This is a genomic window from Streptomyces sp. WG7, assembly GCF_049975785.1.
Lineage (GTDB): Bacteria > Actinomycetota > Actinomycetes > Streptomycetales > Streptomycetaceae > Streptomyces.
In genome coordinates this window covers 54512-78406 of the sequence record NZ_JBNGGE010000031.1, presented here as the reverse complement: position 1 = coordinate 78406, position 23895 = coordinate 54512, and the positions used below count along the sequence as shown (strand labels likewise).

24 protein-coding genes and 1 tRNA gene are annotated in these 23895 nt (G+C 69.8%); 17 read left to right on the top strand and 8 right to left on the bottom strand.

Features of this window, described 5'->3' with window-relative positions:
• Positions 1-103 precede the first annotated feature (103 nt).
• The 3 genes from ACP4J0_RS26540 (at position 104) to ACP4J0_RS26530 (ending at position 4805) form a co-directional block, all read left to right on the top strand.
• On the top strand, positions 104-2578 hold the full coding sequence (locus ACP4J0_RS26540) for an alpha-L-arabinofuranosidase C-terminal domain-containing protein (protein ID WP_426601249.1): 2475 nt from the start codon (positions 104-106) through the stop codon (positions 2576-2578).
• A 178-nt stretch (positions 2579-2756) separates the two neighbouring features.
• Positions 2757-3719 (top strand): RDD family protein, encoded by a 963-nt coding sequence (locus ACP4J0_RS26535; protein WP_426601248.1) that lies wholly within the window; start codon positions 2757-2759, stop codon positions 3717-3719.
• 312 nt (positions 3720-4031) lie between these two features.
• Positions 4032-4805, top strand: coding sequence for an RDD family protein (locus ACP4J0_RS26530; protein WP_426601247.1), 774 nt, complete (start codon positions 4032-4034; stop codon positions 4803-4805).
• A gap of 16 nt (positions 4806-4821) precedes the next feature.
• On the opposite strand, the gene ACP4J0_RS26525 is transcribed toward ACP4J0_RS26530, so the two are convergent.
• Positions 4822-5106, bottom strand: coding sequence for a hypothetical protein (locus ACP4J0_RS26525; RefSeq protein WP_426601246.1), 285 nt, complete (start codon positions 5104-5106; stop codon positions 4822-4824).
• 457 nt (positions 5107-5563) lie between these two features.
• On the opposite strand from ACP4J0_RS26525, the gene ACP4J0_RS26520 reads away from it, so the two are divergent.
• Both ACP4J0_RS26520 and ACP4J0_RS26515 read left to right on the top strand, forming a co-directional pair.
• The gene (locus ACP4J0_RS26520) at positions 5564-7915 is read left to right on the top strand and encodes an immune inhibitor A domain-containing protein (RefSeq protein ID WP_426601245.1); all 2352 of its coding nucleotides are present in this window, start codon (positions 5564-5566) and stop codon (positions 7913-7915) included.
• Between the two features lie 133 nt (positions 7916-8048).
• The gene (locus ACP4J0_RS26515) at positions 8049-8390 is read left to right on the top strand and encodes a hypothetical protein (protein ID WP_426601244.1); all 342 of its coding nucleotides are present in this window, start codon (positions 8049-8051) and stop codon (positions 8388-8390) included.
• A 73-nt stretch (positions 8391-8463) separates the two neighbouring features.
• On the opposite strand, the gene ACP4J0_RS26510 is transcribed toward ACP4J0_RS26515, so the two are convergent.
• Together ACP4J0_RS26510 and ACP4J0_RS26505 are read right to left on the bottom strand one after the other, a co-directional pair.
• The gene (locus tag ACP4J0_RS26510) at positions 8464-9051 is read right to left on the bottom strand and encodes a nicotinamidase (protein ID WP_426601243.1); all 588 of its coding nucleotides are present in this window, start codon (positions 9049-9051) and stop codon (positions 8464-8466) included.
• Positions 9052-9188: 137 nt separating this feature from the next.
• Positions 9189-10544 carry a nicotinate phosphoribosyltransferase gene (locus ACP4J0_RS26505; protein WP_426601242.1) on the bottom strand — a complete coding sequence of 452 codons (1356 nt, stop codon included), beginning with the start codon at positions 10542-10544 and terminating at the stop codon, positions 9189-9191.
• A 178-nt stretch (positions 10545-10722) separates the two neighbouring features.
• Between ACP4J0_RS26505 and clpS the strand changes: the two genes are divergently transcribed.
• From clpS to ACP4J0_RS26470, 7 genes are all read left to right on the top strand, one after another.
• The gene (gene clpS, locus ACP4J0_RS26500; protein WP_073723603.1) at positions 10723-11040 is read left to right on the top strand and encodes an ATP-dependent Clp protease adapter ClpS; all 318 of its coding nucleotides are present in this window, start codon (positions 10723-10725) and stop codon (positions 11038-11040) included.
• A gap of 41 nt (positions 11041-11081) precedes the next feature.
• Positions 11082-11690, top strand: coding sequence for a DUF2017 domain-containing protein (locus tag ACP4J0_RS26495; RefSeq protein ID WP_426601241.1), 609 nt, complete (start codon positions 11082-11084; stop codon positions 11688-11690).
• A 398-nt stretch (positions 11691-12088) separates the two neighbouring features.
• A complete protein-coding gene (locus ACP4J0_RS26490) occupies positions 12089-13516 on the top strand; it encodes an amino acid permease (RefSeq protein ID WP_426601240.1) in 1428 nt (475 codons plus the stop codon).
• Positions 13517-13660: 144 nt separating this feature from the next.
• Positions 13661-14083, top strand: coding sequence for a Mov34/MPN/PAD-1 family protein (locus ACP4J0_RS26485; protein ID WP_426601239.1), 423 nt, complete (start codon positions 13661-13663; stop codon positions 14081-14083).
• Positions 14084-14162: 79 nt separating this feature from the next.
• On the top strand, positions 14163-14258 hold the full coding sequence (locus ACP4J0_RS26480) for a putative leader peptide (RefSeq protein WP_310873142.1): 96 nt from the start codon (positions 14163-14165) through the stop codon (positions 14256-14258).
• A 99-nt stretch (positions 14259-14357) separates the two neighbouring features.
• Positions 14358-14645 (top strand): MoaD/ThiS family protein, encoded by a 288-nt coding sequence (locus ACP4J0_RS26475; protein ID WP_426601238.1) that lies wholly within the window; start codon positions 14358-14360, stop codon positions 14643-14645.
• 6 nt (positions 14646-14651) lie between these two features.
• The gene (locus ACP4J0_RS26470; protein WP_426601237.1) at positions 14652-15602 is read left to right on the top strand and encodes a PLP-dependent cysteine synthase family protein; all 951 of its coding nucleotides are present in this window, start codon (positions 14652-14654) and stop codon (positions 15600-15602) included.
• 43 nt (positions 15603-15645) lie between these two features.
• Here the strand turns inward: ACP4J0_RS26470 and ACP4J0_RS26465 are convergent, their stop codons facing one another.
• The gene (locus ACP4J0_RS26465; protein WP_426601236.1) at positions 15646-16110 is read right to left on the bottom strand and encodes a type II toxin-antitoxin system PemK/MazF family toxin; all 465 of its coding nucleotides are present in this window, start codon (positions 16108-16110) and stop codon (positions 15646-15648) included.
• Between the two features lie 203 nt (positions 16111-16313).
• Here ACP4J0_RS26465 and ACP4J0_RS26460 point away from each other — a divergent pair, with 203 nt between their 5' ends.
• Entirely contained in the window at positions 16314-17066 is a 753-nt protein-coding gene (locus ACP4J0_RS26460; RefSeq protein ID WP_426601235.1) for an MBL fold metallo-hydrolase, read from the top strand.
• 161 nt (positions 17067-17227) lie between these two features.
• Here the strand turns inward: ACP4J0_RS26460 and ACP4J0_RS26455 are convergent, their stop codons facing one another.
• Both ACP4J0_RS26455 and ACP4J0_RS26450 read right to left on the bottom strand, forming a co-directional pair.
• Positions 17228-18478 carry a PTS transporter subunit EIIC gene (locus ACP4J0_RS26455; RefSeq protein ID WP_426601234.1) on the bottom strand — a complete coding sequence of 417 codons (1251 nt, stop codon included), beginning with the start codon at positions 18476-18478 and terminating at the stop codon, positions 17228-17230.
• 256 nt (positions 18479-18734) lie between these two features.
• Positions 18735-20030 (bottom strand): PTS transporter subunit EIIC, encoded by a 1296-nt coding sequence (locus ACP4J0_RS26450; RefSeq protein ID WP_426601233.1) that lies wholly within the window; start codon positions 20028-20030, stop codon positions 18735-18737.
• Positions 20031-20226: 196 nt separating this feature from the next.
• Between ACP4J0_RS26450 and ACP4J0_RS26445 the strand changes: the two genes are divergently transcribed.
• The 4 genes from ACP4J0_RS26445 (at position 20227) to rdgB (ending at position 22661) form a co-directional block, all read left to right on the top strand.
• Positions 20227-20460: a glucose PTS transporter subunit EIIB gene (locus tag ACP4J0_RS26445; protein WP_003975905.1), complete on the top strand. Its 234-nt coding sequence runs from the start codon at positions 20227-20229 to the stop codon at positions 20458-20460.
• Positions 20461-20653: 193 nt separating this feature from the next.
• A complete protein-coding gene (gene rph, locus ACP4J0_RS26440; protein WP_426601232.1) occupies positions 20654-21394 on the top strand; it encodes a ribonuclease PH in 741 nt (246 codons plus the stop codon).
• 189 nt (positions 21395-21583) lie between these two features.
• Complete coding sequence (locus ACP4J0_RS26435; RefSeq protein ID WP_426601231.1) at positions 21584-21991, top strand: hypothetical protein; 408 nt, start codon at positions 21584-21586, stop codon at positions 21989-21991.
• Positions 21992-22058: 67 nt separating this feature from the next.
• Positions 22059-22661 carry an RdgB/HAM1 family non-canonical purine NTP pyrophosphatase gene (gene rdgB / locus ACP4J0_RS26430; protein ID WP_426601230.1) on the top strand — a complete coding sequence of 201 codons (603 nt, stop codon included), beginning with the start codon at positions 22059-22061 and terminating at the stop codon, positions 22659-22661.
• A gap of 45 nt (positions 22662-22706) precedes the next feature.
• Here the strand turns inward: rdgB and ACP4J0_RS26425 are convergent.
• Together ACP4J0_RS26425 and ACP4J0_RS26420 are read right to left on the bottom strand one after the other, a co-directional pair.
• Positions 22707-22791, bottom strand: a tRNA-Leu gene (locus ACP4J0_RS26425).
• Between the two features lie 33 nt (positions 22792-22824).
• Positions 22825-23847 (bottom strand): HNH endonuclease, encoded by a 1023-nt coding sequence (locus ACP4J0_RS26420; protein ID WP_426601229.1) that lies wholly within the window; start codon positions 23845-23847, stop codon positions 22825-22827.
• Positions 23848-23895: the final 48 nt, after the last annotated feature.

Genomic DNA, 23895 nt, shown 5'->3' with positions numbered 1-23895 from the left:
GCGCGACCCATTGACGCGCCTCCACCCCCTCCCTATCTTGCCGTTCGAAGTGCTGACCAGTGTCCGATATCTCGAACAACCTAGTGAGAGCCGCGGAGTATCCATGTCACGCACCCGCTGGAGACTCGGTCTCAGCGTCACCGCCCTGCTGACGGCTTCGGCCCTGCTGCCGTCCCCGGCGCACGCGGAGGCCGTCGCCGACTACGCGATCACCGTCGACCCGTCCGCCGAGGGCGCCGCGATCGACGACACGATGTACGGCGTCTTCTACGAGGACATCAACCGGGCCGCCGACGGCGGCCTGTACGCCGAGCTCGTGCAGAACCGGTCCTTCGAGTACTCCACCGCCGACAACGCCTCGTACACGCCGCTCACCTCCTGGACGGCCGACGGCACCGCCGAGGTGGTGAACGACGACGGCCGCCTCAACGAGCGCAACCGCAACTACCTCTCCCTGGACGCCGGTTCCTCCGTCGCCAACGCCGGCTACAACACCGGCATCCGGGTGGAGAAGGGCAAGAAGTACGACTTCTCGGTGTGGGCCCGCGCCGAGAGCGGCACGACCCTCACCGTCACCCTCCGGGACGCCGCCGGCCCGCTCGCGAAGGTCCGCCAGGTCGCCGCGAAGGGCGAGTGGCGCAAGTACACCGCCACCTTCAAGGCGACCCGCACCAGCAACCGCGGCCGGCTCGCCGTCGCCACCACCGCCCCCGCCGCCCTCGACATGGTGTCGCTGTTCCCGCGCGACACCTACAAGAACCAGTCCAACGGCCTGCGCAAGGACCTCGCCGAGAAGATCGAGGCCCTCGACCCCGGCTTCCTGCGCTTCCCCGGCGGCTGCCTGGTCAACACCGGCTCCATGGAGGACTACAGCGAGGCGAGCGGCTGGGAGCGCGAACGCAGCTACCAGTGGAAGGACACCATCGGCCCGGTCGAGGAGCGCGCCACCAACGCCAACTTCTGGGGCTACAACCAGAGCTACGGCCTCGGCTACTACGAGTACTTCCGCTTCGCCGAGGACATCGGCGCCATGCCGCTGCCCGTCGTCCCCGCCCTGGTTACCGGCTGCGGCCAGAACAAGGCCACCACCGACGACGCCCTGCTGAAGCGGCACATCCAGGACACCCTGGACCTCATCGAGTTCGCCAACGGCCCCCGTACCAGCGAGTGGGGCGCCAAGCGCGCCGAGATGGGCCACCCGAAGCCCTTCCGCCTCACCCACATCGGTGTCGGCAACGAGGAGAACCTCCCCCGGGAGTTCATGGCCCGCTTCAAGGAGTTCCGCGCCGCGATCGAGGCGGAGTACCCGGACATCACCGTGGTCTCCAACTCCGGCCCGGACGACTCCGGCACCACCTTCGACACCGCCTGGCAGCTGAACCGCGAGGCCGGCGTCGAGATGGTCGACGAGCACTACTACAACAGCCCGCAGTGGTTCCTGCAGAACAACGACCGCTACGACTCGTACGACAGGAACGGCCCGAAGGTCTTCCTCGGCGAGTACGCCTCCCAGGGCAACGCCTGGAAGAACGCCCTGTCCGAGGCGGCCTTCATGACCGGCCTGGAGCGCAACGCGGACATCGTCAAGCTCGCCTCCTACGCCCCGCTGCTCGCCAACGAGGACTACGTGCAGTGGAGCCCGGACATGATCTGGTTCAACAACCACGCGTCCTGGAACTCGGCCAACTACGAGGTCCAGAAGCTCTTCATGAACAACACCGGCGACCGCGTCGTCCCCTCGAAGGCGACCGGCACGCCGGCCGTCAGCGGTCCCATCACCGGCGCCGTCGGCCTGTCGACCTGGGCGACCAGCGCGGCGTACGACGACGTGAAGGTGACCTCGGCCGACGGGAAGACCCTCCTGGCCGACGACTTCTCCGGTGACGCCTCCCGGTGGACCCACTCGGGCACCGGCAGCTGGACCGTCCAGGACGGCCAGTACGTCCAGACCGATGCCGCCGCCGAAAACACCCTGGTCACGGCGGGCGACCCCGCCTGGAAGGACTACGACCTGCATGTGAAGGCCACGAAGAAGTCCGGCAAGGAGGGCTTCCTCGTCGCCTTCGGCGTCAAGGACACCGGCAACTACTACTGGTGGAACCTGGGCGGCTGGAACAACACCCAGTCCGCCGTCGAACAGGCCTCGGACGGCGGCAAGTCGACTTTGCTGTCGAAGGCCGGCTCGATCGAGACGGGCCGCGCCTACGACATCGACATCAAGGTGCGGGGCCGTCAGGTGACCCTCTACCTCGACGGGAAGGAGTGGGGCAGCTTCACCGACGACAAGCCGGCCGAGCCGTTCCGCCAGATCGTCACGGAGGACGAGCGCACCGGCGAGCTGATCGTCAAGGTGGTCAACGCCCAGGACACGGCGGCCCGCACGGCCGTCGACCTCGGTGGCGCCAAGGTCGCCTCCAAGGCCCGCGTCACCACGCTGGCCGCCGAACCGGACGCGGTCAACACCGAGACGGACGCGCCGGTCACCCCGGTCACGTCGACCTTCTCGGGAGTGGCGGGGAAGTTCACGTACACCTTCCCGGCGAACTCCGTCACCTTCCTCAGGATCAGGCAGAGGTAGGCGCCCGCGCTCAACGAAGGCCGGCGGCGCGGGCCTTGCCGTCCCGCGCCGCCGGCCGGGGGCCGCGTCCGCGGGCGGGGCGGAGGAGGCCGGGTCGGGCAGTACCTTCGTCTTCCGGCGCCCGACGGCAGGGGGCCAGGGCGCCCCGGCCCCGGACGGCGCCGGCGACGACGGCACCATGACCTTCCGCGCGCTCTCCCCGCGCGCCGACGCCGCGGGCGGCTCCGGCCCCGGCCCCGGATCCGTATCCGGCTCCGGCCGCGGTTCCGGCCCCGGCTTCGGTGCCGGGAAGGCCGCCGCCGGCCGAGCGGCCGCCGCGCAACCCCCGGCGGCCGCCACCCCCACGGCCCTCTCCGGCCCGCAGCAGACTGGAGGCCCCACCGGCCCCACCGGCCAGGGCAGTCCGGTCGGGCCGGTCGGCTCGGCCCTCCCGCACCAGGCCGCCGCCGTGCCGCAGCCGGCCGCCTCACCCCAGCAGCCTGCCTCGCCCCAGCAGCCCGCCGTCTCCGCCCCGGTCGCGTCCGGACCCGGTGGAGGGCAGTCCTCCTGGGCGCAGCAGGTGCACCGGCTCGCGGGCGCCGGTGGTGACGAGCAGCCCGTCGCGCCCTGGAAACCGCCGGTCGAGGACGTGTTCCAGGCTGCCGCCCGGCGCCAGGCGGCGGCCCGCCCCGCCGGGCTCGGCAAGCGTCTGGCCGCCCGGCTGATCGACACCGTCGTCCTCGCGTGCGTCACCGCGGCGGCCGCCGTACCCCTCGGTATCAAGGGGATCGACCACGTCAACGACAAGATCGACGAGGCGAAGCTCTCCGGCGAGACCGTCACGGTGTGGCTGCTCGACGGCACGACGTCCGTGTACCTGGGCATCGTGCTCGCCGTCCTGCTGCTCTTCGGCGTCGTCTACGAGGCGCTGCCCACCGCCAAGTGGGGCCGGACCCTGGGCAAGAAGCTGCTTGGCCTGGAGGTACGGGACATCGAGGCCCACGAGCCCCCGTCCTTCGGCGCGGCCCTGCGCCGCTGGCTGGTCTACAGCGTCCCCGGCCTCCTGGCCGTCGGTGTGGTCGGCGTCGCCTGGTGCCTGTTCGACCGCCCGTGGCACCAGTGCTGGCACGACAAGGCGGCCCGCACCTTCGTAGCCGGCTGACCCGGGGGCCGACGCCGCCCCCGGCCGCGCATGGCACGCACCGGCCGTGCGGCGGCCCGTACTGCCGCTCGGCCGGCGCGGCAGTGGTGGGCCCGGCGGCGAACGCCCGTCTCGGCCGCCCGCCCCGACGCGCCGTAACCGCAGACACGCGCCGCCTGTGGCCCGCGGCTCACCCTGCCCCGGCCCGCGCCCTCCAGCCCGTGTCACGCGGCCCGTGCCGCCGCCCGTCCCGGCGCCGTCGCCGGAGGCGCCCGTACTCCGGACGGCGGCTCGCCGGGTGCGCCGCCCGGGGGTTCGCGGTCGACTCGGGCCATGAGCAGCGAACCGCCCCCCGGCTCCGGCGGGCAGCCGCCGGAAGACGACCCGTTCAGGAAGCGTCCCTCGTCCCCCGGGCCGGACCCCGGCCCCGGCGGGGGCGGGACGGGATCGCCGTACGACAACCCGCCCCCGCACGGCGGCGCCGGCCAGCCCCCGCCGTACGGCGGCAGCGCGCCCCCGCCTCCCGGGAGCGGCGGTCCCTACGGTGCTCCGCCCCCTGGCGGCGGCGGTCCCTACGGTGCTCCGCCTCCCGGTGGCGGCGGCCCCTACGGCGGCGATCCGTACGGGGGCGGTTCCTACCCCACCGATCCGCTGGCCGGCATGGCTCCGCTCGCCGACAGCGCGAAGCGCACACTCGCCCGGATCATCGACATGATCCTCGTGGGCATCGTGGTCTGGTTGCTCAGCTGGGCCTTCAACGTCCAGGAGTACCAGGTGGACGGCGAGAACATCTCGGTCGGCAACTCCTTCTGGCAGTCCCTGATCGCCGCGGTGCTCTACATCGCCTACGACACGTACATGACCACCAAGACGGGTCAGACCCTCGGCAAGAAGTGGCTCGGACTGCGGGTGGCCAACCTGGACGACGGCGCCACACCCTCGGTGCAGACGTCGTTGATCCGCGCCTTGGTGCTGTGGATCCCGTTCGCCTTCTGCTGCGCCTGTGTCTGGACGGTCATCGCCGGTGGCTGGAGCTTCTTCGACCGGCCCTACAAGCAGGGCCTGCACGACAAGGCTGCCAAGACGGTGGTGGTCAGTGCCCGTTGAGGTCCCGGGAAAGGTGTCAGGCGGCGCGGCCTCGGGCCGGCTCGCCCGCGCCCGCGGAGACCCGTGCCGCCGGCACCGGTTCCTGGGCAGCGGCCGGCCTGCTCGCCGGCACGGTGGTCACCCTCCGCGTCCCGGGCCGGGGCACCGTCATGGCGACCAACAGCCCGAGGGCCAGCGCCGCGACGGCGATGACGGCGATTCCGGGACCCGAACTCGTCTGTGACAGCAGCAGCATGGCGAGCGTCGAGATGATCACCGTGCACGAACCGTAGGCGAACTGTGAGGCAGTCGGACGGGGCATGGCCATCGTGTCCTCGGAAGACAATCTGGGGTGTGACGGGTCGTCGGCCTGGCATTCCACCGGCTCCCGGGCATTCCGCCAAGCGACTCTAACCCGCTGTGTGCCCGAGTGGAACCGGCAGTAAGCGTGACCTAACCGACAGGGCCGATGCACAGGGGGCGCACGGATTCATGGCGTCCGGGAAGTGGACAGTCCCGCGCGCCCGTCGGGGGGCGCCACGACGGCCACGCCGACGGCCCGAGGCGGCCACGACGGCCATGACGGTCACGGTTCGGTGTCCGTAAAGCGAACGCCGACTCCGCATAGTGCACTTGTCCTGCGCAAGTCAAGGGCTGTCTTTTCCGGTGAACCTCTAGTCAAATGTCGTCACTTGACTACACGCGTTGATCACGTGTGCGCGGACCTGCCCTGTCCTTGTCCCCCCATCCGCGCGCATGCACGCGGGGGAGGACCTCAAGTGACCAGCAGATCCTGGACGTTCAGAACGGCGGCGACCACCGTCGCACTCGCCGCCGCCACCGCCACGCTCTCCGCGGCCGGCGTGGCGCAGGCGGACTCGCCCGCCCGGCCGGAGGCCGTGGACCGCCACGACCCGCATCCCGCGAAGGGCATGCACTCCCATGACCTCAAGGGCCCCATGAGTGACACTCAGGAGGCCCAGCGCGAGGAGGCGCTGAACCAGGTCATATCCGGCAAGGCCTCGGTGAAGAAGAAGGACGGCTCCAACGTCGTCCAGCTCAAGAGCAAGAAGGGCGACGCCAAGTACGTCGAGCTGGGCCGGGAGAAGACCGACAAGATCTTCACCATCCTGGTCGAGTTCGGCGACAAGGTGGACAGCCGCTACGGCGGCGACCCGGGCCCGCTGCACAACCGGATAGCCAAGCCGGACCGCACGACGGACAACTCCACGGCCTGGAAGGCCGACTACGACCAGCAGCACTTCCAGGACCTGTACTTCGGTTCCGGCAAGGGCGTCAACTCGGTCAAGACGTACTACGAGAAGCAGTCCTCCGGCCGCTACTCGGTCGAGGGCGAGGTCTCCGACTGGGTCAAGGTCCCCTACAACGAGGCCCGCTACGGCAACAACGACTGCGGCGACACCAACTGCCCGAGCGTGTGGAACGTCGTCAGCGACGGCCTGACCGCCTGGGTCGAGCAGCAGAAGGCGGCCGGCCGCACCGACGCCCAGATCAAGGCGGACGTCGCCCGCTTCGACGAGTGGGACCGCTACGACTTCGACGGCGACGGCGACTTCAACGAGCCCGACGGCTACATCGACCACTTCCAGATCGTGCACGCCGGCGAGGACGAGTCCGCGGGCGGCGGCGCCCAGGGCACCGACGCGATCTGGGCCCACCGCTGGTACGCCTTCGGCACCGACGCCGGCGCCACCGGCCCGGGCGACAACAAGCTCGGCGGCGCGCAGATCGGCTCCACCGGCGTCTGGGTCGGCGACTACACCATCCAGCCGGAGAACGGCGGACTCGGCGTCTACGCCCACGAGTACGGCCACGACCTCGGCCTGCCGGACCACTACGACACGGCCGGCGGCGACAACTCCACCGGCTTCTGGACGCTGATGTCGTCCGGCTCGTGGCTGGGCACCGGACGCAACGAGATCGGCGACCTGCCCGGCGACATGACCGCCTGGGACAAGCTCCAGCTGGGCTGGCTGAACTACGACACCGCCAAGGCGGGCGTCAACTCCTGGCACAAGCTGGGCGTCGCCGAGTACAACACCAAGCACAAGCAGGCGCTGGTCGTCGAGCTGCCGAAGAAGGCGGTCACCACCGAGATCGTCACCCCCGCCGAGGGCCAGACCCAGTGGTGGAGCGGCAGCGGTGACAACCTGAAGAACACGCTCGCCCGCGGCGTCGACCTGACCGGAAGGACGTCGGCCTCCCTCACCCTCGACGGCTGGTACGACATCGAGGCCAACTACGACTACCTCTACGCCGAGGTGTCCACCGACGGCGGCGCCAACTGGACCGCCCTGGACGGCACCTTCGACGGTCGGCCGATCGAGCGCGACGGCAGCGGCAAGCCGGCCCTGAGCGCCACCGTCGAGGCCTACGGCAAGCTCGCCTACCCGCTGGACGCGTACGCCGGGAAGAAGATCGACCTGCGCTTCCGCTACCAGACCGACGGCGGCGTGGCCCAGAAGGGCTTCGCGGCCGACGGGATCACGGTGACGGCCGACGGCGAGACGCTCTTCTCCGACAACGCCGAGAGCGCGGACGCCGCCTGGACGGCCGACGGCTTCACCCGCGTCGGCGCGTCCTTCACCAAGGACTACGCGCAGTACTACATCGCCGAGAACCGGCAGTACGTGTCGTACGACAAGACGCTGAAGACCGGCCCGTACAACTTCGGCTTCACGTCGCGCCCGAACTGGGTGGAGCACTACGCGTACCAGAACGGCCTGCTGATCTGGAAGTGGGACACCTCCCAGGCGGACAACAACACCAGCCAGCACCCGGGCACCGGCCTGCTCCTCCCGGTCGACTCCCACCCGACCGCGCTGAAGTACTCCGACGGCACGCTGATGCGCAACCGCGTCCAGACGTACGACTCGCCGTTCAGCCGCTACCGCACGGACGGCATGACGCTGCACAAGAGCGACGTGGCGACCTGGATCCCCGGCTCCAAGGGAGTGCCGGTCTTCAACGACCGCACCAACGACTACTACGACGAGTCGAACCCGACCGGCGGCGTCAGGATCACTGACACCAACACGAAGATCGAGATCCTCAAGGAGGCCAAGAACGGCTCGACGATCGAGCTCGAGGTCGGTCCTGCGGGCAGGTAAATAGCATCTGCCCAGGTCAAGGCATGATCGGCGGTGACCCCTGGCGGGTCGCCGCCGATCCGTGTTTAGGTGCGTCCTGTGGTTCTCTTACTGACACCCGCACCGACACCGGCTGACACGGGGGTATGACCGCATGGCCGCAGGAGGCTTCTGCAAGCTGCCGAACGGCACGGTGGTGGTGGCACTGAACCTGCCGAGCCCCGCCGCCCCCGAGGGCAGCGTGCGCGTCCTCGTCCACGCGCTCAACCGGGCGCGCGCCCTGACCAGGCTGCGCAACCTGGGCCTGCGCGCGGTCTACCTGCGGGGCAACGCCGCACCGCCGACCCCGGACGAGGTCACGGCGGTCCTGCACCATCCGGACGGCCTCATATGGCGCACGGCGCCGGTGGCCGGCGCCTTGGGCGGTCCGGAACTGGTCCAGGAGCTGTGGCATCCCATCCGGGCCCTGATCAGACGCCCGACGGCCCAGACGTGAGGCGAACCGCCCCAGGGCGCGGGACGGGCGCCGGGGCAGCGCACGCGCGGCGGCGGACGCCCGGCGGCGCCCGCTACTGGACGACCGGCTTCCCGGACAGCTCCACTCCCGCCTCCCGCAGCTCTTCCAGCGCCCGCTCGGTGGTCTCCGCGGCCACCCCGGCGGTCAGGTCGAGCAGCACCTGCGTACGGAAGCCCTCGCGCGCGGCGTCCAGGGCGGTGGCCCGTACGCAGTGGTCGGTGGCGATGCCCACGACGTCGACCTCGTCGATCTTCCGGGTCCGCAGCCAGTCGCCGAGGGACGTGCCGTTCTCGTCGGTGCCCTCGAAGCCGCTGTAGGCCGCCGCGTACGCCCCCTTGTCGAAGACGGCGTCTATCGCGCCGGAGGCGACGGCGGGGGCGAAGTTCGGGTGGAAGCCGACGCCCTCCGTGCCGGCCACGCAGTGCGCCGGCCAGGAGTGGACGTAGTCGGGGTTGTCGGCGAAGTGGCCGCCCGGTGCGACGTGGTGGTCGCGGGTGGCCACGACGTGGCGGTAGCCGGCGGGCGCCTGCCCGATCAGCTCGGTGATGGCGGCGGCCACGTCGGCACCGCCGGACACCGCGAGGCTGCCTCCCTCGCAGAAGTCGTTCTGCACGTCTACGACGATCAAGGCGCGGCGCATGGTCGGTGTCCTTCGGCTGGGGCGACTGTGGGGCGGGGGAGAGATCGTGTGGAGGGGATGTGGAGGAAGGGGGAGGGACGGGGGAGATGCCGGGGATCGGGGGACAGTGGGCGCGCCCCGTATCGGGGGCACCAGCTTTAGCTACCCGAGCCCCCGTGCACGTACTCCGTCGGAATGACGGGTTCCCCTCGGGAGAGCTGGGTGGCGGACAGCGGGAGGTTGGCGCGGGCGGCCGCGTGCCGGTCCCGGGCGGCGTCCAGGGGCTCACGGGCCACGACCTCACCGCCCTTGACCAGCTCGACGAGGAGCTGCCGGCCGGCGAGGTCGGCGGGTACCGGTCCGGTGCCGACCACCTCGGCCTCGGCGTAGCCGTGGGCGTCCAGCCGCCGGGCGGCCCACTTGCGTCCGCCGACCGAGGTCTTGCCGCCGCTGGACTTCTTCGCCACCGGCACCAGCGGCGCCCCCTCGCCGGTGGAACCGCCGGACTCGGCGCGGGCGACCAGCTTGTAGACCATCGAGGCCGTCGGGTGCCCGGACCCGGTCACCAGCTGGGTGCCGACGCCGTACGCGTCCACGGGCGCCGCCGCCAGCGAGGCGATGGCGTACTCGTCCAGGTCCGAGGTGACGACTATCTTCGTCTCCGTGGCGCCGAGCTCGTCCAGCTGCTGCCGCACCCGGTGGGCGACCAGCAGCAGGTCGCCGGAGTCGATGCGCACGGCGCCCAGCTCGGGCCCGGCGATCTCCACGGCCGTACGGACGGCCTCGGCGACGTCGTAGGTGTCCACCAGCAGCGTGGTGTCCCGGCCGAGCGCGTCCACCTGGGCCCGGAAGGCGTCGCGCTCGTTGTCGTGGAGCAGGGTGAAGGCGTGGGCGGAGGTGCCGACGGTGGGGATGTTGTAGCGGAAGCCGGCGGCCAGGTCGGAGGTGGTCGCGAAGCCGCCGACGTAGGCGGCGCGGGCGGCGGCGACGGCGGCGAGCTCGTGGGTGCGGCGGGCGCCCATCTCGATCAGCGGGCGGTCCCCGGCGGCCGAGGACATCCGGGAGGCGGCGGCGGCGATCGCCGAGTCGTGGTTGAGGATGGAGAGGATCACCGTCTCCAGCAGCACGCACTCGCCGAAGGTCCCCTCGACCCGCATGATCGGCGAGCCCGGGAAGTACACCTCGCCCTCGGGGTAGCCCCAGATGTCGCCGCTGAAGCGGTACCCGGCGAGCCAGTCCAGGGTCTGCTCGTCGACGATGCCCCGCTCGCGAAGGAAGCGCAGGACGCCCGCGTCGAAGCGGAAGTTCTCCACCGCGTCCAGCACCCGCCCGGTGCCCGCCACGACGCCGTAACGGCGCCCGTCGGGAAGCCGGCGGGTGAACACCTCGAAGACGCTCCGCCGCTCGGCCGTACCCGCCCGCAGGGCGGCTCGGAGCATGGTCAGCTCGTACTGGTCCGTGAAGAGCGCCGTCGAGGGAACGTCCACCGGCAGCCCAAGGTCCGCTACGTCCACCGAACTCTCCTAGCTATGGCTTTCCGGGCACCCCCGAGCAGGCCGGGGGCCCGGGGGCTGTCCCCCGGCGTGTGCAGCACGACCGGGATCGTACCCCCATTTCGTCAGTCTGACGATTTATGGGAGCGTGGTGCCGGCCACAGGCCCGTTTGTGCGAGTGCCCCCCTGTGGTGGCAGCATGGGCCATGTGACGGCAGCCGCACCCATGGAGATCGAGAAGACCGAGTCGGCGGAGGAGGTCTTCGCCGTACCCGAGCCCGACGTGCCCTGGGTGACGATCGTCCACAACGATCCCGTCAACCTCATGAGCTACGTGACGTACGTCTTCCAGTCGTACTTCGGCTACTCGAAGGACAAGGCCACCAAGCTCATGATGGACGTCCATCACAAGGGCCGGGCGGTCGTCTCCAGTGGCTCGCGCGAGGAGATGGAACGGGATGTGCAGGCCATGCACGGCTACGGCCTGTGGGCCACCCTCCAGCAGGACCGGAAATGACCCACGCCCGCCCGCAGGACGGAAGTAGCTGAATCACCTCCATGCCAGGACAGTTCGAACCGCTCCCCGGCGGCGGCGCGGCCGTCGCACTCGACGACGTCGAGATCTCCATCATCCGGTCCCTGGCCGTGCAGCTCCTGGAGCTGATCGGCCCCGGCCCCGCCGAGGACGCCTCCGACGACCCGCTCGCCGAGCTCTTCGCCGAGGGCCCGAGCGAGCCGCCCTCCGACCCGGTGCTGCGGCGCCTGTTCCCGGACGCCTACGGCGACCCCGAGGGCACCCCGCAGGCCAGGGAGGCCGAGGAGCAGCGGGCGCACTCCGCCGAGTTCCGCCGCTACACCGAGAACGACCTCAGGGCCGGCAAGCGGGAGAACGCGCTCGCGGTGATCCGCACCCTGGACGCCCTCTCCTCGGCGGCCGCGGGCGAGGAAGGGGCGGTGCTGAAGCTGTCGGCCGAGGAGTCCCGGCAGTGGCTGAGCGCCCTGAACGACCTGCGCCTCGCGATCGGCTCCCGGCTGGAGATCGCCGACGAGCACGACACCGACCTGCTCTACCGGCTCCCGGACGAGGACCCCCGCAAGCCGATGGTGATGGCCTACCTGTGGCTCGGCGGACTCCAGGAGACGCTCGTCGCGACCCTGATGCCCTGATGCCCTGATGCCCTGATGCCCTGATGCCCTGAACGGGACGGTACGTCCGCGTTCCGCGCACGCGGGGACGACACCGCTCAGCGGAGATTCAAATCCGGATAACGATCCCGTCAAACCGGCGCCCTTTTTTGCACCGCAGGGGCGCCCTTTGTTCGCTTCTGTCCGTGTGACACGTCACAGTCCGCCCCTGTGATCAGTGACGCCACCGTGGTAAATCTTCACGACCGCCCGGCGAACACCACCCGAATGTTCGACCGGGTGCGCCACCGAGCCGGCGGACCGCCGGCCAGGCACCGAGCGGGACGTGAGGCCCGCTCAGCTCCATCATCCGGGGGGATCGAGACCCGATCCGAGGCCGAGTCGAGGCCCGGGTCGGCATGGAGAAAGGCGCATCACACATGACCTCTGCGCAGGTCGACACGGAGAAGGCCCCCGAAGAGGGCTACGAGCGCGGACTCAACAGCCGCCAGGTCCAGATGATCGCGATCGGCGGCGCCATCGGCGTCGGCCTCTTCCTCGGCGCCGGGGCGAACATCGCCAAGGCCGGCCCCAGCATCATCCTCATGTACGCCCTCGCGGGCGTGATCATCTTCTTCATCATGCGGGCCCTCGGCGAGCTCCTGCTCTACCGCCCCGTCTCCGGCTCCTTCGCCGAGTACTCGCGAGAATTCCTCGGTCCCTTCTTCGGGTACTTCACCGGCTGGACGTACTGGCTGATGTGGGTGGTCACCGGCATGGCGGAACTCACCGCCGCCGCCATCTACATCCACTACTGGTTCCCCGACATCCCGCAGTGGGTGTCCGCCCTCGTCTTCCTGGTCCTGCTGTTCGTGGCCAACCTGATCTCGGTGAAGCTGTTCGGCGAGATCGAGTTCTGGTTCTCGATGGTCAAGGTCACCGCCATCATCGGCATGATCGTGATCGGCATCGGCGTACTCACCCTCGGCTTCAGCCAGGCCGGCGACACCGCCGCCGTCTCCAACCTGTGGGCCTTCGACGGCTTCTTCCCCAAGGGCATCGGCTCCTCCCTGATGACCCTCCAGGGCGTCATGTTCGCCTACCTCGCCGTCGAACTGGTCGGCGTCACCGCCGGCGAGTCGGAGAACCCGGAGAAGACCCTCCCCAAGGCGATCAACACCCTGCCCTGGCGCATCGCCCTCTTCTACGTCGGCGCCCTCACCGTCATCCTGGCCGTGGTCAAGTGGACCGAGTTCGCCGAGGGCGTCAGCCCCTTCGTGGAGGCCTTCACCGTCATCGGCATCCCGGCCGGCGCCGGCATCGTCAACTTCGTCGTCCTCACCGCCGCCCTGTCGTCCTGCAACTCCGGCATGTACTCCACGGGCCGCATGCTGCGCACCCTCGCGGACAACGGCGAGGCCCCGAGGATCTTCAACAGGCTGTCGTCGACCAAGACCCCGGCCATCGGCATCGGCGTCTCGGTCGTCTTCATGGGCATCGGCGTCGTCCTGAACTACGTCGTCCCCGAGAAGGCCTTCGGCTACGTCACCTCCATCGCCACCGCCGCCGGCATCTGGACGTGGCTGATGATCCTGATCAGCCACGTCCTCTACCGCCGCAAGGTCGTCGCGGGCCGCCTGCCCGCCTCCTCCTTCCCCGCCCCGGGCGGCTCGGTCTGCTCCTACATCGCCATCGCCTTCCTCCTCTTCGTCACCTGCCTCATCGCCTACGACGCCGACGCCCGCGTCTGCCTGTACGTGATGGCCGGCTGGGCCGCCGCCCTCGGCATCGGCTGGGCGGTACTCAAGGCCCGCAACCCGGAGATCACCGACCGGCCCGGCGAGCCGGAGCTCGAAAAGATCGGCTGACCAGCGCGTTCACGCGCACCCAGGACGCCCGGCAACCGGGAACCCTCGCGGTGTCCCCGACCGCCACCGCTCAAGTCGTCCGGCATATGGACCGGTCCGTACCACCCACCGGTACGGACCGGTCCTTCTGCTTATGCTGGCCGCATGCTGACCATCACACAGGCCCTGTACGACCAGATCGTCGCCCACGCGCGCGAGGACCACCCCGACGAGGCGTGCGGCGTGGTGGCCGGTCCCGTGGGCGAGGGCCGCCCCGAGCGGTTCATCCCGATGCTCAACGCCGCCCGCTCGCCGACCTTCTACGAGTTCGACTCGCAGGACCTGCTCAAGCTCTACCGGGAGATGGACGACCGCGACGAGGAGCCGGTGATCATCTACCACTCCCACACCGCCACCGAGGCCCACCCCTCCCGCACCGACATCACCTACGCCAACGAGCCCGGAGCCCACTACGTCCTGGTCTCCACGGCGGACACCGACGGCGCCGGCGAATTCCAGTTCCGGTCGTTCCGGATCCTGGACGGAGAGGTGACGGAGGAGGAGGTCAAGGTCGTGGACGCCTACTGATACCGCATGGCGGACGGAATGAGTCCATCACGTGAGATCACACTCCGAAAGCCGGACCGGGAATCGATACGATGAGCCCATGGTTCTTCTCGACGTGAGCGAAAAGGCGCCGGGCACGCTGCTCGTGGCACGCCTGCACGTCGACCTGTGCAGGCTGAACAGCGCCATCTGTTGATCTCCGCTGCCGCCGTACGGCCGTGAGCCGCGGCGGGCTGCCGCGCGCCACCGCGCGCCCCACCGAACCCACGACACCTTCCGACAGGAGCCCTCAGCCATGGCCATCGAGGTCCGCATCCCGACCATCCTCCGCCAGTACACCGACGGCCAGAAGGCCGTGGAGGGCACCGGGGACACCCTCGCCCAGCTCTTCGCCGACCTCGAGACCCGGCACACGGGCATCCAGGACCGACTCATCGACAAGGCGAACGGGGACCAGCTCCGCCGCTTCGTCAACGTCTACCTGAACGACGAGGACGTCCGCTTCCTCGACGGCATCGACACCAAGCTGACCGACGGCGACAGCATCACGATCCTGCCGGCCGTCGCCGGCGGTATGGCCTGATCGGCGATGCGCTACGACTCCCCGCTGGCCGCGGTGGGCAACACCCCCCTGGTGCGCCTGCCGCGGCTCTCGCCGTCCGACGACGTCCGGGTATGGGCCAAGCTGGAGGACCGCAACCCGACCGGCTCGATCAAGGACCGCCCCGCGCTCCACATGATCGAGCAGGCCGAGAAGGACGGCCGCCTCACCAAGGGCTGCACGATCCTCGAACCGACCAGCGGCAACACCGGCATCTCGCTCGCCATGGCCGCCAAGCTCAAGGGCTACCGCATCGTCTGCGTCATGCCCGAGAACACCTCGCAGGAGCGTCGCGACCTACTCGCCATGTGGGGCGCGGAGATCATCTCCTCGCCGGCCGCGGGCGGCTCCAACACCGCCGTACGGGTCGCCAAGGAACTCTCCGCCGAGCACCCCGACTGGGTGATGCTCTACCAGTACGGCAACCCCGACAACGCCGGCGCCCACTACGCCGGCACCGGCCCGGAGATCCTCGCCGACCTGCCCTCCATCACCCACTTCGTGGCCGGCCTCGGCACCACCGGCACCCTCATGGGCGTCGGCCGCTACCTGCGCGAGAACAAGCCGGACGTGAAGATCGTCGCCGCCGAACCGCGCTACGACGACCTGGTCTACGGCCTGCGCAACCTCGACGAGGGCTTCGTACCCGAGCTGTACGACGCCTCCGTGCTCACCACCCGCTTCTCGGTCGGCTCCGCCGACGCGGTCACCCGCACCCGCGAGCTCCTCCAGCAGGAGGGCATCTTCGCGGGCGTCTCCACCGGCGCCGCCCTGCACGCCGCGATCGGTGTCGGCAACAAGGCGGTGAAGGCCGGCGAGAGCGCGGACATCGTGTTCGTCGTCGCCGACGGCGGCTGGAAGTACCTCTCCACCGGCGTCTACACGGCAGCCACCACCGAGGAAGCCATCGACACCCTCCAGGGCCAGCTCTGGGCCTGACGGGGCTCGCCGGGATTCCCCACGACGTTCCGCACGACGTTCCCTACGACGCGAGGTGACGGACCTGGTCCCACAGGGCCGGGTCCACCACACCCACCCGGCGCCGGAAGTCCCCCAGGGGAACCTCCCGCAACTCGTCCGTCTCCAGGAAGCTCGTCCGCCCCCGCGCGTCCCCGACCGAGCCCGGCGGCAGCGTGACCACCCCGGCCCGCTCGTCCCGGTACCGGCTGGTGATCTTCGCGACCAGCACCCGCCGTCCGCGCACCGAAAGCACCAGACACGGCCGGTCCTTCGCACCGTCACGGTCCTCGTACGGCACGTTCGCCCACCAGATCTCCGCCGGCCGCGGCCGCGCCGCCCGCCCCCTCGGCCCCGTCGGCCGCCCCGGCGGACGCCGGCTGCCGCCCGGCCGGGGCGGCCGACGCCCCCGCCCCCAGCCGTCGACGACCGCGGCGACGAGCGCGAGCAGCACCACCGCCGCGAGAGCGAGCCACCAGGACGTGTCCATACCGACGACCGTACCGGCGCACACCGCCCCCGCGCGCCCCCCGGTGGTCCCGCGCGCCCCGCGACCAGCCGAACCGGTGACACCACAGGTGAGTTCGCCCACAACGGCCCCTGGCGGAGGAGCGACCGCAGGTTTTGCGCCTTACGCTCGACAAACCGCACGACCCCCGTCTCTCCACACCCGCCAGCGGAGGTTTCTGCTTCATGAAGCTCACCGTCGTCGGCTGCTCGGGGTCGTTCCCGTCCGCGGAATCGGCCTGCTCGAGCTACCTCGTCGAGGCCGACGGCTTCCGGCTGCTCCTCGACATGGGCAACGGCGCCCTCGGCGAGCTGCAGCGCCACTGCGGTCTCTACGACCTCGACGCGATCTTCCTCAGCCACCTGCACGCCGACCACTGCATCGACATGTGCGCCTACTTCGTGGCGCGCTACTACCGGCACGACGGCGGCCGCTGCGACCCCCTCCCGGTCTACGGACCCGAGGGCACCGAACACCGGCTCACCACCGCCTACGCCGACACCCCCTCCGCCTCCTCCATGAGCGAGGTCTTCGACTTCCACACGGTCAAGCCGTCCACCTTCGAGGTCGGGCCCTTCACCCTGCACACCGAACGCGTCGCCCACCCCGTCGAGGCCTACGCCGTCCGCGTCGAGCACGGCGGCAGGTCCCTGACCTACTCCGGCGACACGGGCGTCACCGCCACACTGGACGAACTCGCCCGCGACACCGACCTGTTCCTGTGCGAGGCCGCCTTCACGCACGGCAAGGAAGACATCCCCGACCTGCACCTCAACGGCCGCCAGGCGGGCGAGAGCGCCGCCCGCGCCGGCGCCCGGCGCCTCGTCCTCACCCACATCCCCCCGTGGACCGACCCCCAGGTCAACCTCGCCGACGCACGCGAGGCCTACGACGGGACGGTGGAGGTCGCCGCACCGGGCGCGGTGTACGAGATCTGACCCGTACGGCGGTGTACGAGACCTGATCCATACGACGGTGTACGAGACCTGATCCGTACGACGGTGTATGAGATCGAACCCGTACGCAGGCGCCCCGGGCATGACGCGGGCCCCGGAACCATCCCGGTTCCGGGGCCCGCGTCATGCGCTACGGCGGGGACTCACGCCTTCGTGAGGTCCTCGATCTCCTCCTCGGGCTCGCGGCCCGGGGTCTTCAGGTTGAACTTGACGATCGCGAAGCGGAACGTCACGTAGTAGATCACCGCGAACACCAGACCGATCGGGATGATCAGCCAGGGCTTGGTCGCCAGGTGCCAGTTCAGGGCGTAGTCGATGGCACCCGCCGAGAAGTTGAAGCCGGCGTGCACGCCCAGACCCCAGGTGATCGCCATCGAGATGGCGGTGAGCACCGCGTGCAGCACGTACAGGACCGGCGCGATGAACATGAACGAGAACTCGATCGGCTCGGTCACACCGGTGACGAACGAGGTCGCGGCCAGGGAGACCATCATGCCCATCACGGCCTTGCGGCGCTCCGGGCGGGCGCAGTGCGCGATGGCGATCGCGGCGGCCGGCAGACCGAACATCATGATCGGGAAGAAGCCCGACTGGAAGATGCCGGCGGACGGGTCACCGGCCAGGAAGCGGGTGATGTCGCCGTGCACGACCTCACCGGCGGCGTTCGTGAAGTCGCCGAGCTGGAACCAGGCCACGGTGTTGACGAACTGGTGCATGCCGACCGGGATCAGCGCACGGTTCACGCCGCCGAACAGGGCCGCGCCACCCGCGCCGAGACCGGTCATCCACTCGCCGAAGTTGGAGATGCCGGTACCGATGGGCTCCCAGACCAGACCGAAGAAGACACCGACCACGATGCCGACGAAGGCCATGATGATCGGCACCAGCCGGCGGCCGTTGAAGAAGCCGAGCCAGTCCACCAGCTTGGTGCGGTGGAACCGCTGCCACAGGACGGCGGAGAGCAGACCCATGATGATGCCGCCGAGGACACCCGGGTTGTTGTACGTCGCCGCGACGTCCTCGCCCTGCTTGACCACCGCCTCGGTGACCGGGAAGGCCTCCAGGACCTTGCTGTAGACGAGGAAGCCGACCACCGCGGCCAGCGCGGTCGAGCCGTCCGCCTTCTTGGCGAAGCCGATGGCCACGCCTATGCAGAACAGGATCGGCAGCGAGCCGGTCAGGGCACCGCCCGCGTTGTTGAAGACGGCGGCGACCCGGTCCCAGCCCAGGCCGTCCTTGCCGAAGATGTCGTCCTGGCCGAGCCGGACCATGATGCCCGCCGCCGGGAGCACGGCGATCGGGAGCTGCAGGCTGCGGCCGACCTTCTGCAAACCCTGGAAAAGACCAGAACCCCGCTTCTTTGCGGGGGCCGCCTTGTCGGTGGCGGTGCTCATACTTCCTCCATCGGGTGGTGGTCTACACCACTCAGTGGTGTAGACCTGTTGTAGCACGATGAAGGCCGCGTAAGGAACCCGCGATTCCGCGACCGGGGCACTACACCCCGTACCCGATCAGCACCGCGCACGCGCCCGCGCGCGTACGTGCGCGCACCCGCCCGCGCAGAGGCGCGCCGAAGGCCCCCGGACCGGGCGAACGGTCCGAGGGCCTCCGTAAGACCACCCGCAAAGGGTACGTGAGGGTACGAGAGGTCTACACCTTCGTGACGTCCTCCACCTCCTCCTCCGGCTCCCGCCCCGGAGTCCGCAGATCGAACTTCATGATCGCGAACCGGAAGACCACGTAGTACACCACCGCGAAACACAGACCGATCGGAATGATCAGCCACGGCCGGGTCGCCAGATTCCAGTTGATGACGTAGTCGATCAGCCCCGCCGAGAAACTGAACCCGTCCTTCACCCCCAGCCCCCACGTCACCGCCATCGACACACCCGTCAGCACCGCGTGCACCGCGTACAGCACCGGAGCGATGAACAGGAACGAGTACTCCAGCGGCTCCGTGATCCCCGTCACGAACGACGTCAACGCCAGCGACAGCATCAGACCGCCGACCTCCTTGCGCCGGTGCGGCTTCGCACAGTGCGTGATCGCCAACGCGGCCGCGGGCAGCGCGAACATCATGATCGGGAAGAAACCCGAGGTGAACTGACCCGCGTCCGGATCACCCGCCAGGAACATGTTGATGTCCCCGTGCACCACCGAGCCGTCCGGCTTCGTGTACGAACCGAACTGGAACCACATCGGCACGTTCAGGAACTGATGCAGACCGATCACCAGCAACGCCCGGTTCGCCACCCCGAACACACCCGCACCCCACGCGCCCAGCCCTGTCAGCCAGTCACTGAAACCCTCCAGCCCGTCACCGATCGGCGGCCACACCCACAGGCACAGCGCAGCGAACGCGATCGCCACGAACGCCATGATGATCGGCACCAGTCGGCGCCCGTTGAAGAACCCGAGCCAGTCCACCAACTTCGTCCGATGGAACCGCTGCCAGAAATACGCCGTCAGCAACCCCATCACGATGCCGCCGAACACCCCCGGGTTCTGGAACGTGAACGCCGTCACCGCCCCCGACCCGTCCGTCAGCCGGCACCCGACCTGCGCCACCGCCTCCGAACCCTCCGGACAGTCCTCCGGAAACTGCCGCAGCACGTTGAAGTAGACGAGGAACCCCGCCACCGCCGCCAAAGCCGTCGAACCGTCCGCCTTCTTCGCCATCCCGATGGCCACACCCACACAGAACAGCAGCGGCAGCCCCAACGACCCGTCCAGCAGCGCACCACCCGCGCCCGTCATCACCTTCGAGACGTTCGACCAGCCCAGCCCGTCGTCCCCGAAGACATCCGGCTGCCCCAGCCGGTTGAGAATGCCGGCCGCGGGCAGCACCGCGATGGGCAACTGAAGACTGCGGCCCATCTTCTGCAAGCCCTGGAACCCCTTGTTCCAACGGGCACGAGCAGGGCTGACCGCGCTGTCGGCACTCATCCGGTCTCCCTCCGGTCCCCTCGGAGTCCCCCTCGGCGGGAGGCGGTTTGGCGGCCGTCGGCCGGGTGGTGTAGACCAGTTGACGACGGTTCCGCTGACGTGACGCCATCATTCGGTACACACCGTATGAACGCTCGCGAAGATGGGCCAACTGTGGGTTACTGCGACAAAGCGGTTCGGATCAGGGAGAAGGAACATGGCCAGCAAGGCTGAGAAGATCGTCGCCGGCCTCGGCGGCATCGACAACATCGACGAGATCGAAGGCTGCATCACCCGCCTCCGCACCGAGGTCAACGACCCCGCCCTCGTCAACGAAGCCGCCCTGAAGGCCGCCGGCGCCCACGGCGTCGTCAAGATGGGCACCGCCATCCAGGTCGTCATCGGCACCGACGCCGACCCGATCGCCGCGGAAATCGAAGACATGATGTAAGCGCGCCCCCAGCGCACCGGGCACCGGAAGACGCCCGCACCGGGCACCGGAAGACGCCCGCACCGGGCACCGGAAGACGCCCGCACCCGGCGCCGAAGAACGCCCGCACCCGGCGCCCAAAAGCGCCCCAGGGGCCCCTCCCACCACACACCACGGGAAGGGCCCCTCCCCATGCCCCGCTAGGCTCACCCGCATGTCACGCATCGACGGCCGCACCCCCCAGCAACTCCGCCCCGTCACCATCGAACGCGGCTGGAGCAAGCACGCCGAAGGCTCCGTCCTCGTCTCCTTCGGCGACACCAAAGTCCTCTGCAACGCCTCCGTCACCGAAGGCGTCCCCCGCTGGCGCAAGGGCAGCGGCGAAGGCTGGGTCACCGCCGAATACGCCATGCTCCCCCGCGCCACCAACACCCGCGGCGACCGCGAGTCCGTCAAGGGCCGCATCGGCGGCCGCACCCACGAGATCAGCCGCCTCATCGGCCGCTCCCTGCGCGCCGTCATCGACTACAAGGCCCTCGGCGAGAACACCATCGTCCTCGACTGCGACGTCCTCCAGGCCGACGGCGGCACCCGCACCGCCGCCATCACCGGCGCCTACGTCGCCCTCGCCGACGCCATCACCTGGGCCCAGACCACCAGGAAACTCATCAAGCCCAGCCGCAAGCCCCTCACCGGCACCGTCGCCGCCGTCTCCGTCGGCATCGTCGACGGCACCCCCCTCCTCGACCTCTGCTACGAGGAAGACGTACGCGCCGACACCGACATGAACGTCGTCTGCACCGGAGACGGACGCTTCGTCGAGGTCCAGGGCACCGCCGAGGCCGAACCCTTCGACCGCGACGAACTCAACGCCCTCCTCGACCTCGCCGCCGCCGGCTGCACCGAACTCGCCGAACTCCAGCGCAAGGCCCTCGGCACGGTCGTCGAAAAGTAAAGAGCACCCCAAGGACGCATCAAGAAAGACGGCCCGGACACGCAACTCCGCCGCCCACCACCGCGTCACTAGCAGTACAGAAGCACAGCAGTTCTACGGGCGTACGGCCGGACACACCCGCCGTACGCCCGACGCCGCACCGACCGCACACGGGCCACCCGGCCCTGTCCCAAGGGGGGACCGAGACCCATGGCCGCGAGCCGCCACCGACGCCTTCGCCGCATCACCGTCACCGCCGCAGCCGTGGCGACCCTCGCCCTGACGACCGGCCTCACCACCGGATGCGACGCCGTCGACAAGGCCCTCGACTGCGTCCAGACCGCCGACGCCATCGCCGACAGCGTCACCGCACTCCAGCAGGCCGTGGAGAACGCCTCCAACGACCCGACGCAGCTCGAGGAATCCCTCAACTCCATAGACAAGAACCTCGACAAGATCGGCGACCAGACCGACGACGCCGACGTCAGCAAGGCCGTCGACGACCTCGGCAAGGCCATCGGCAACGTCCGCACCTCGGTCGAGAACGGCGACAACACCCCCGACCTCAGCCCCGTCACCGACGCCGCCGGCGAACTGACGAAGGTCTGCACGCCGTAAGGGACGAAGGCCGGCAACGCCGTAAGGGCGGTGCGAGCGGGCCGGCGAGGGCCGCGATACTGAACCCATGACCCGCCTGATCCTCGCCACCCGCAACGCCGGAAAGATCACCGAACTGAGGGCCATCCTCGCCGACGCAGGCCTGCCCCACGACCTCGTCGGCGCGGACGCCTACCCGGAGATCCCCGACGTCAGGGAAACCGGCGTCACCTTCGCCGAGAACGCCCTCCTCAAGGCCCACGCCCTCGCCCAGGCCACCGGCCACCCCGCCGTCGCCGACGACTCCGGCCTCTGCGTCGACGTCCTCAACGGCGCCCCCGGCATCTTCTCCGCCCGTTGGTCCGGCACCCACGGCGACGACAAGGCCAACCTCGACCTCCTCCTCGCCCAGCTCGGCGACATCGCCGACGAACACCGCGGCGCCCACTTCGCCTGCGCGGCGGCCCTGGCCCTGCCCGACGGCACGGAACGGGTCGTCGAGGGCCGGCTCCGAGGCACCCTCCGCCACACCCCCGTCGGCACGGGCGGCTTCGGCTACGACCCGATCCTCCAGCCGGAGGGCGAGACGAGGACCTGCGCGGAACTCAGCGCGGACGAGAAGAACGCGATCAGCCACCGGGGGAAGGCATTCAGGGCGCTGGTGCCGGTGGTGCGGGAGCTGTTGGGCTGAGAGCGGCGGAGGGGCCGCCCGTTGGGGAGGGCCCCTCCTGTGGTGTGCGGCCGGTGGGACTCGAACCCACACGGGTGTGAACCCACTGGGACCTAAACCCAGCATGACTGCCAAATTCCATCACGGCCGCTCAAAAACGGTCATCACGCTCGACCGACGGCGCTCAGTCTACGGGCAGTACGGTTCGCTCGGCGAGAGGTGCCTTCCTCTTCCGCCGGCACCAGGTCTCTGTCAGAGCATGACAGTTGGGGCAGAGATAACGCAGATTCTCGCGGCGATTGTCACGCCAGTCGCCGTTGACGTGGTCGATCTGCAGGGTGATGGGCTGCCCCCGCCACTCGCCACTGTTTCCGCAGGTCTCGCATGCGTACGGCACGCCGATCTCGGTCAGGGCTCGGTGGAGTTGCGTTCGGTTCGTCCGACCGGCGTCGAGCGGCAGCTTGATGAGCACGCGTGGGGCGACAGGCTCGGGCGCGGGGCGTCCTGGCCGAGCCCATGACCGGCGTCTGAAGTGGCTCGTATCAAGACCCAGTCGGTCGGCTGCCCGTCGGACGCGCCGGTGGTTGGTGTCGTTGACGTCCAGGCCGAGCCGACGCATGACGTCCGCATAACTCGACGAGTGTTTCACCGCTTCCCGCAAAGCGCCCTCGGGGACAGTGACGCGACGGTGGGAGAAGTGGCCCGTGTCGATGCCCTGGTCGCGCAGCATGCGCTGCAGGGTCGCGCGGGAGCGGCTGTCGTCCGGTACACCCAGGGCTCTGGCCACACCGCGGAGGCTCGTGGCCGTCGCTGCGGCGGCGCTCAGCTCCTCTGGTGTGAAGGGCAGGTCCGGCTCGGGCCCCTTCAACCCGGGAAAATGGCTCACGTCGATTCCCGCAGCGCTGATCCGGCGGCGAATGTGGGAGAGCGTCCCGGTGGCCGGAGTGGCGCCCAGCTTGAGGGCTACCTCGCGGAGTGAAGACGAAGATGCGGCAGCCACCGCGATGGCGGCGTCCGGGTACTTGCACCACGGGCTGCGCTTGACGAAGTGGCTGGTGCTGAGCCCGTAAGCAGCGACCTTCTCCTGCAGTACCCGGCGTTGTCCTCCGCTCCCCCGAAGCCCCAGCCGCCGCATCAGGTCCGTCCAGTTGCGCGCGGCGGCAACCGCTTCCGCGAGCCGTTCCCGCGTATACGTACTGCTCCCCACCGGCCCATCCCCTCCGTCCCGACCGCGCGTTCGCGGCCTCGTACGGAG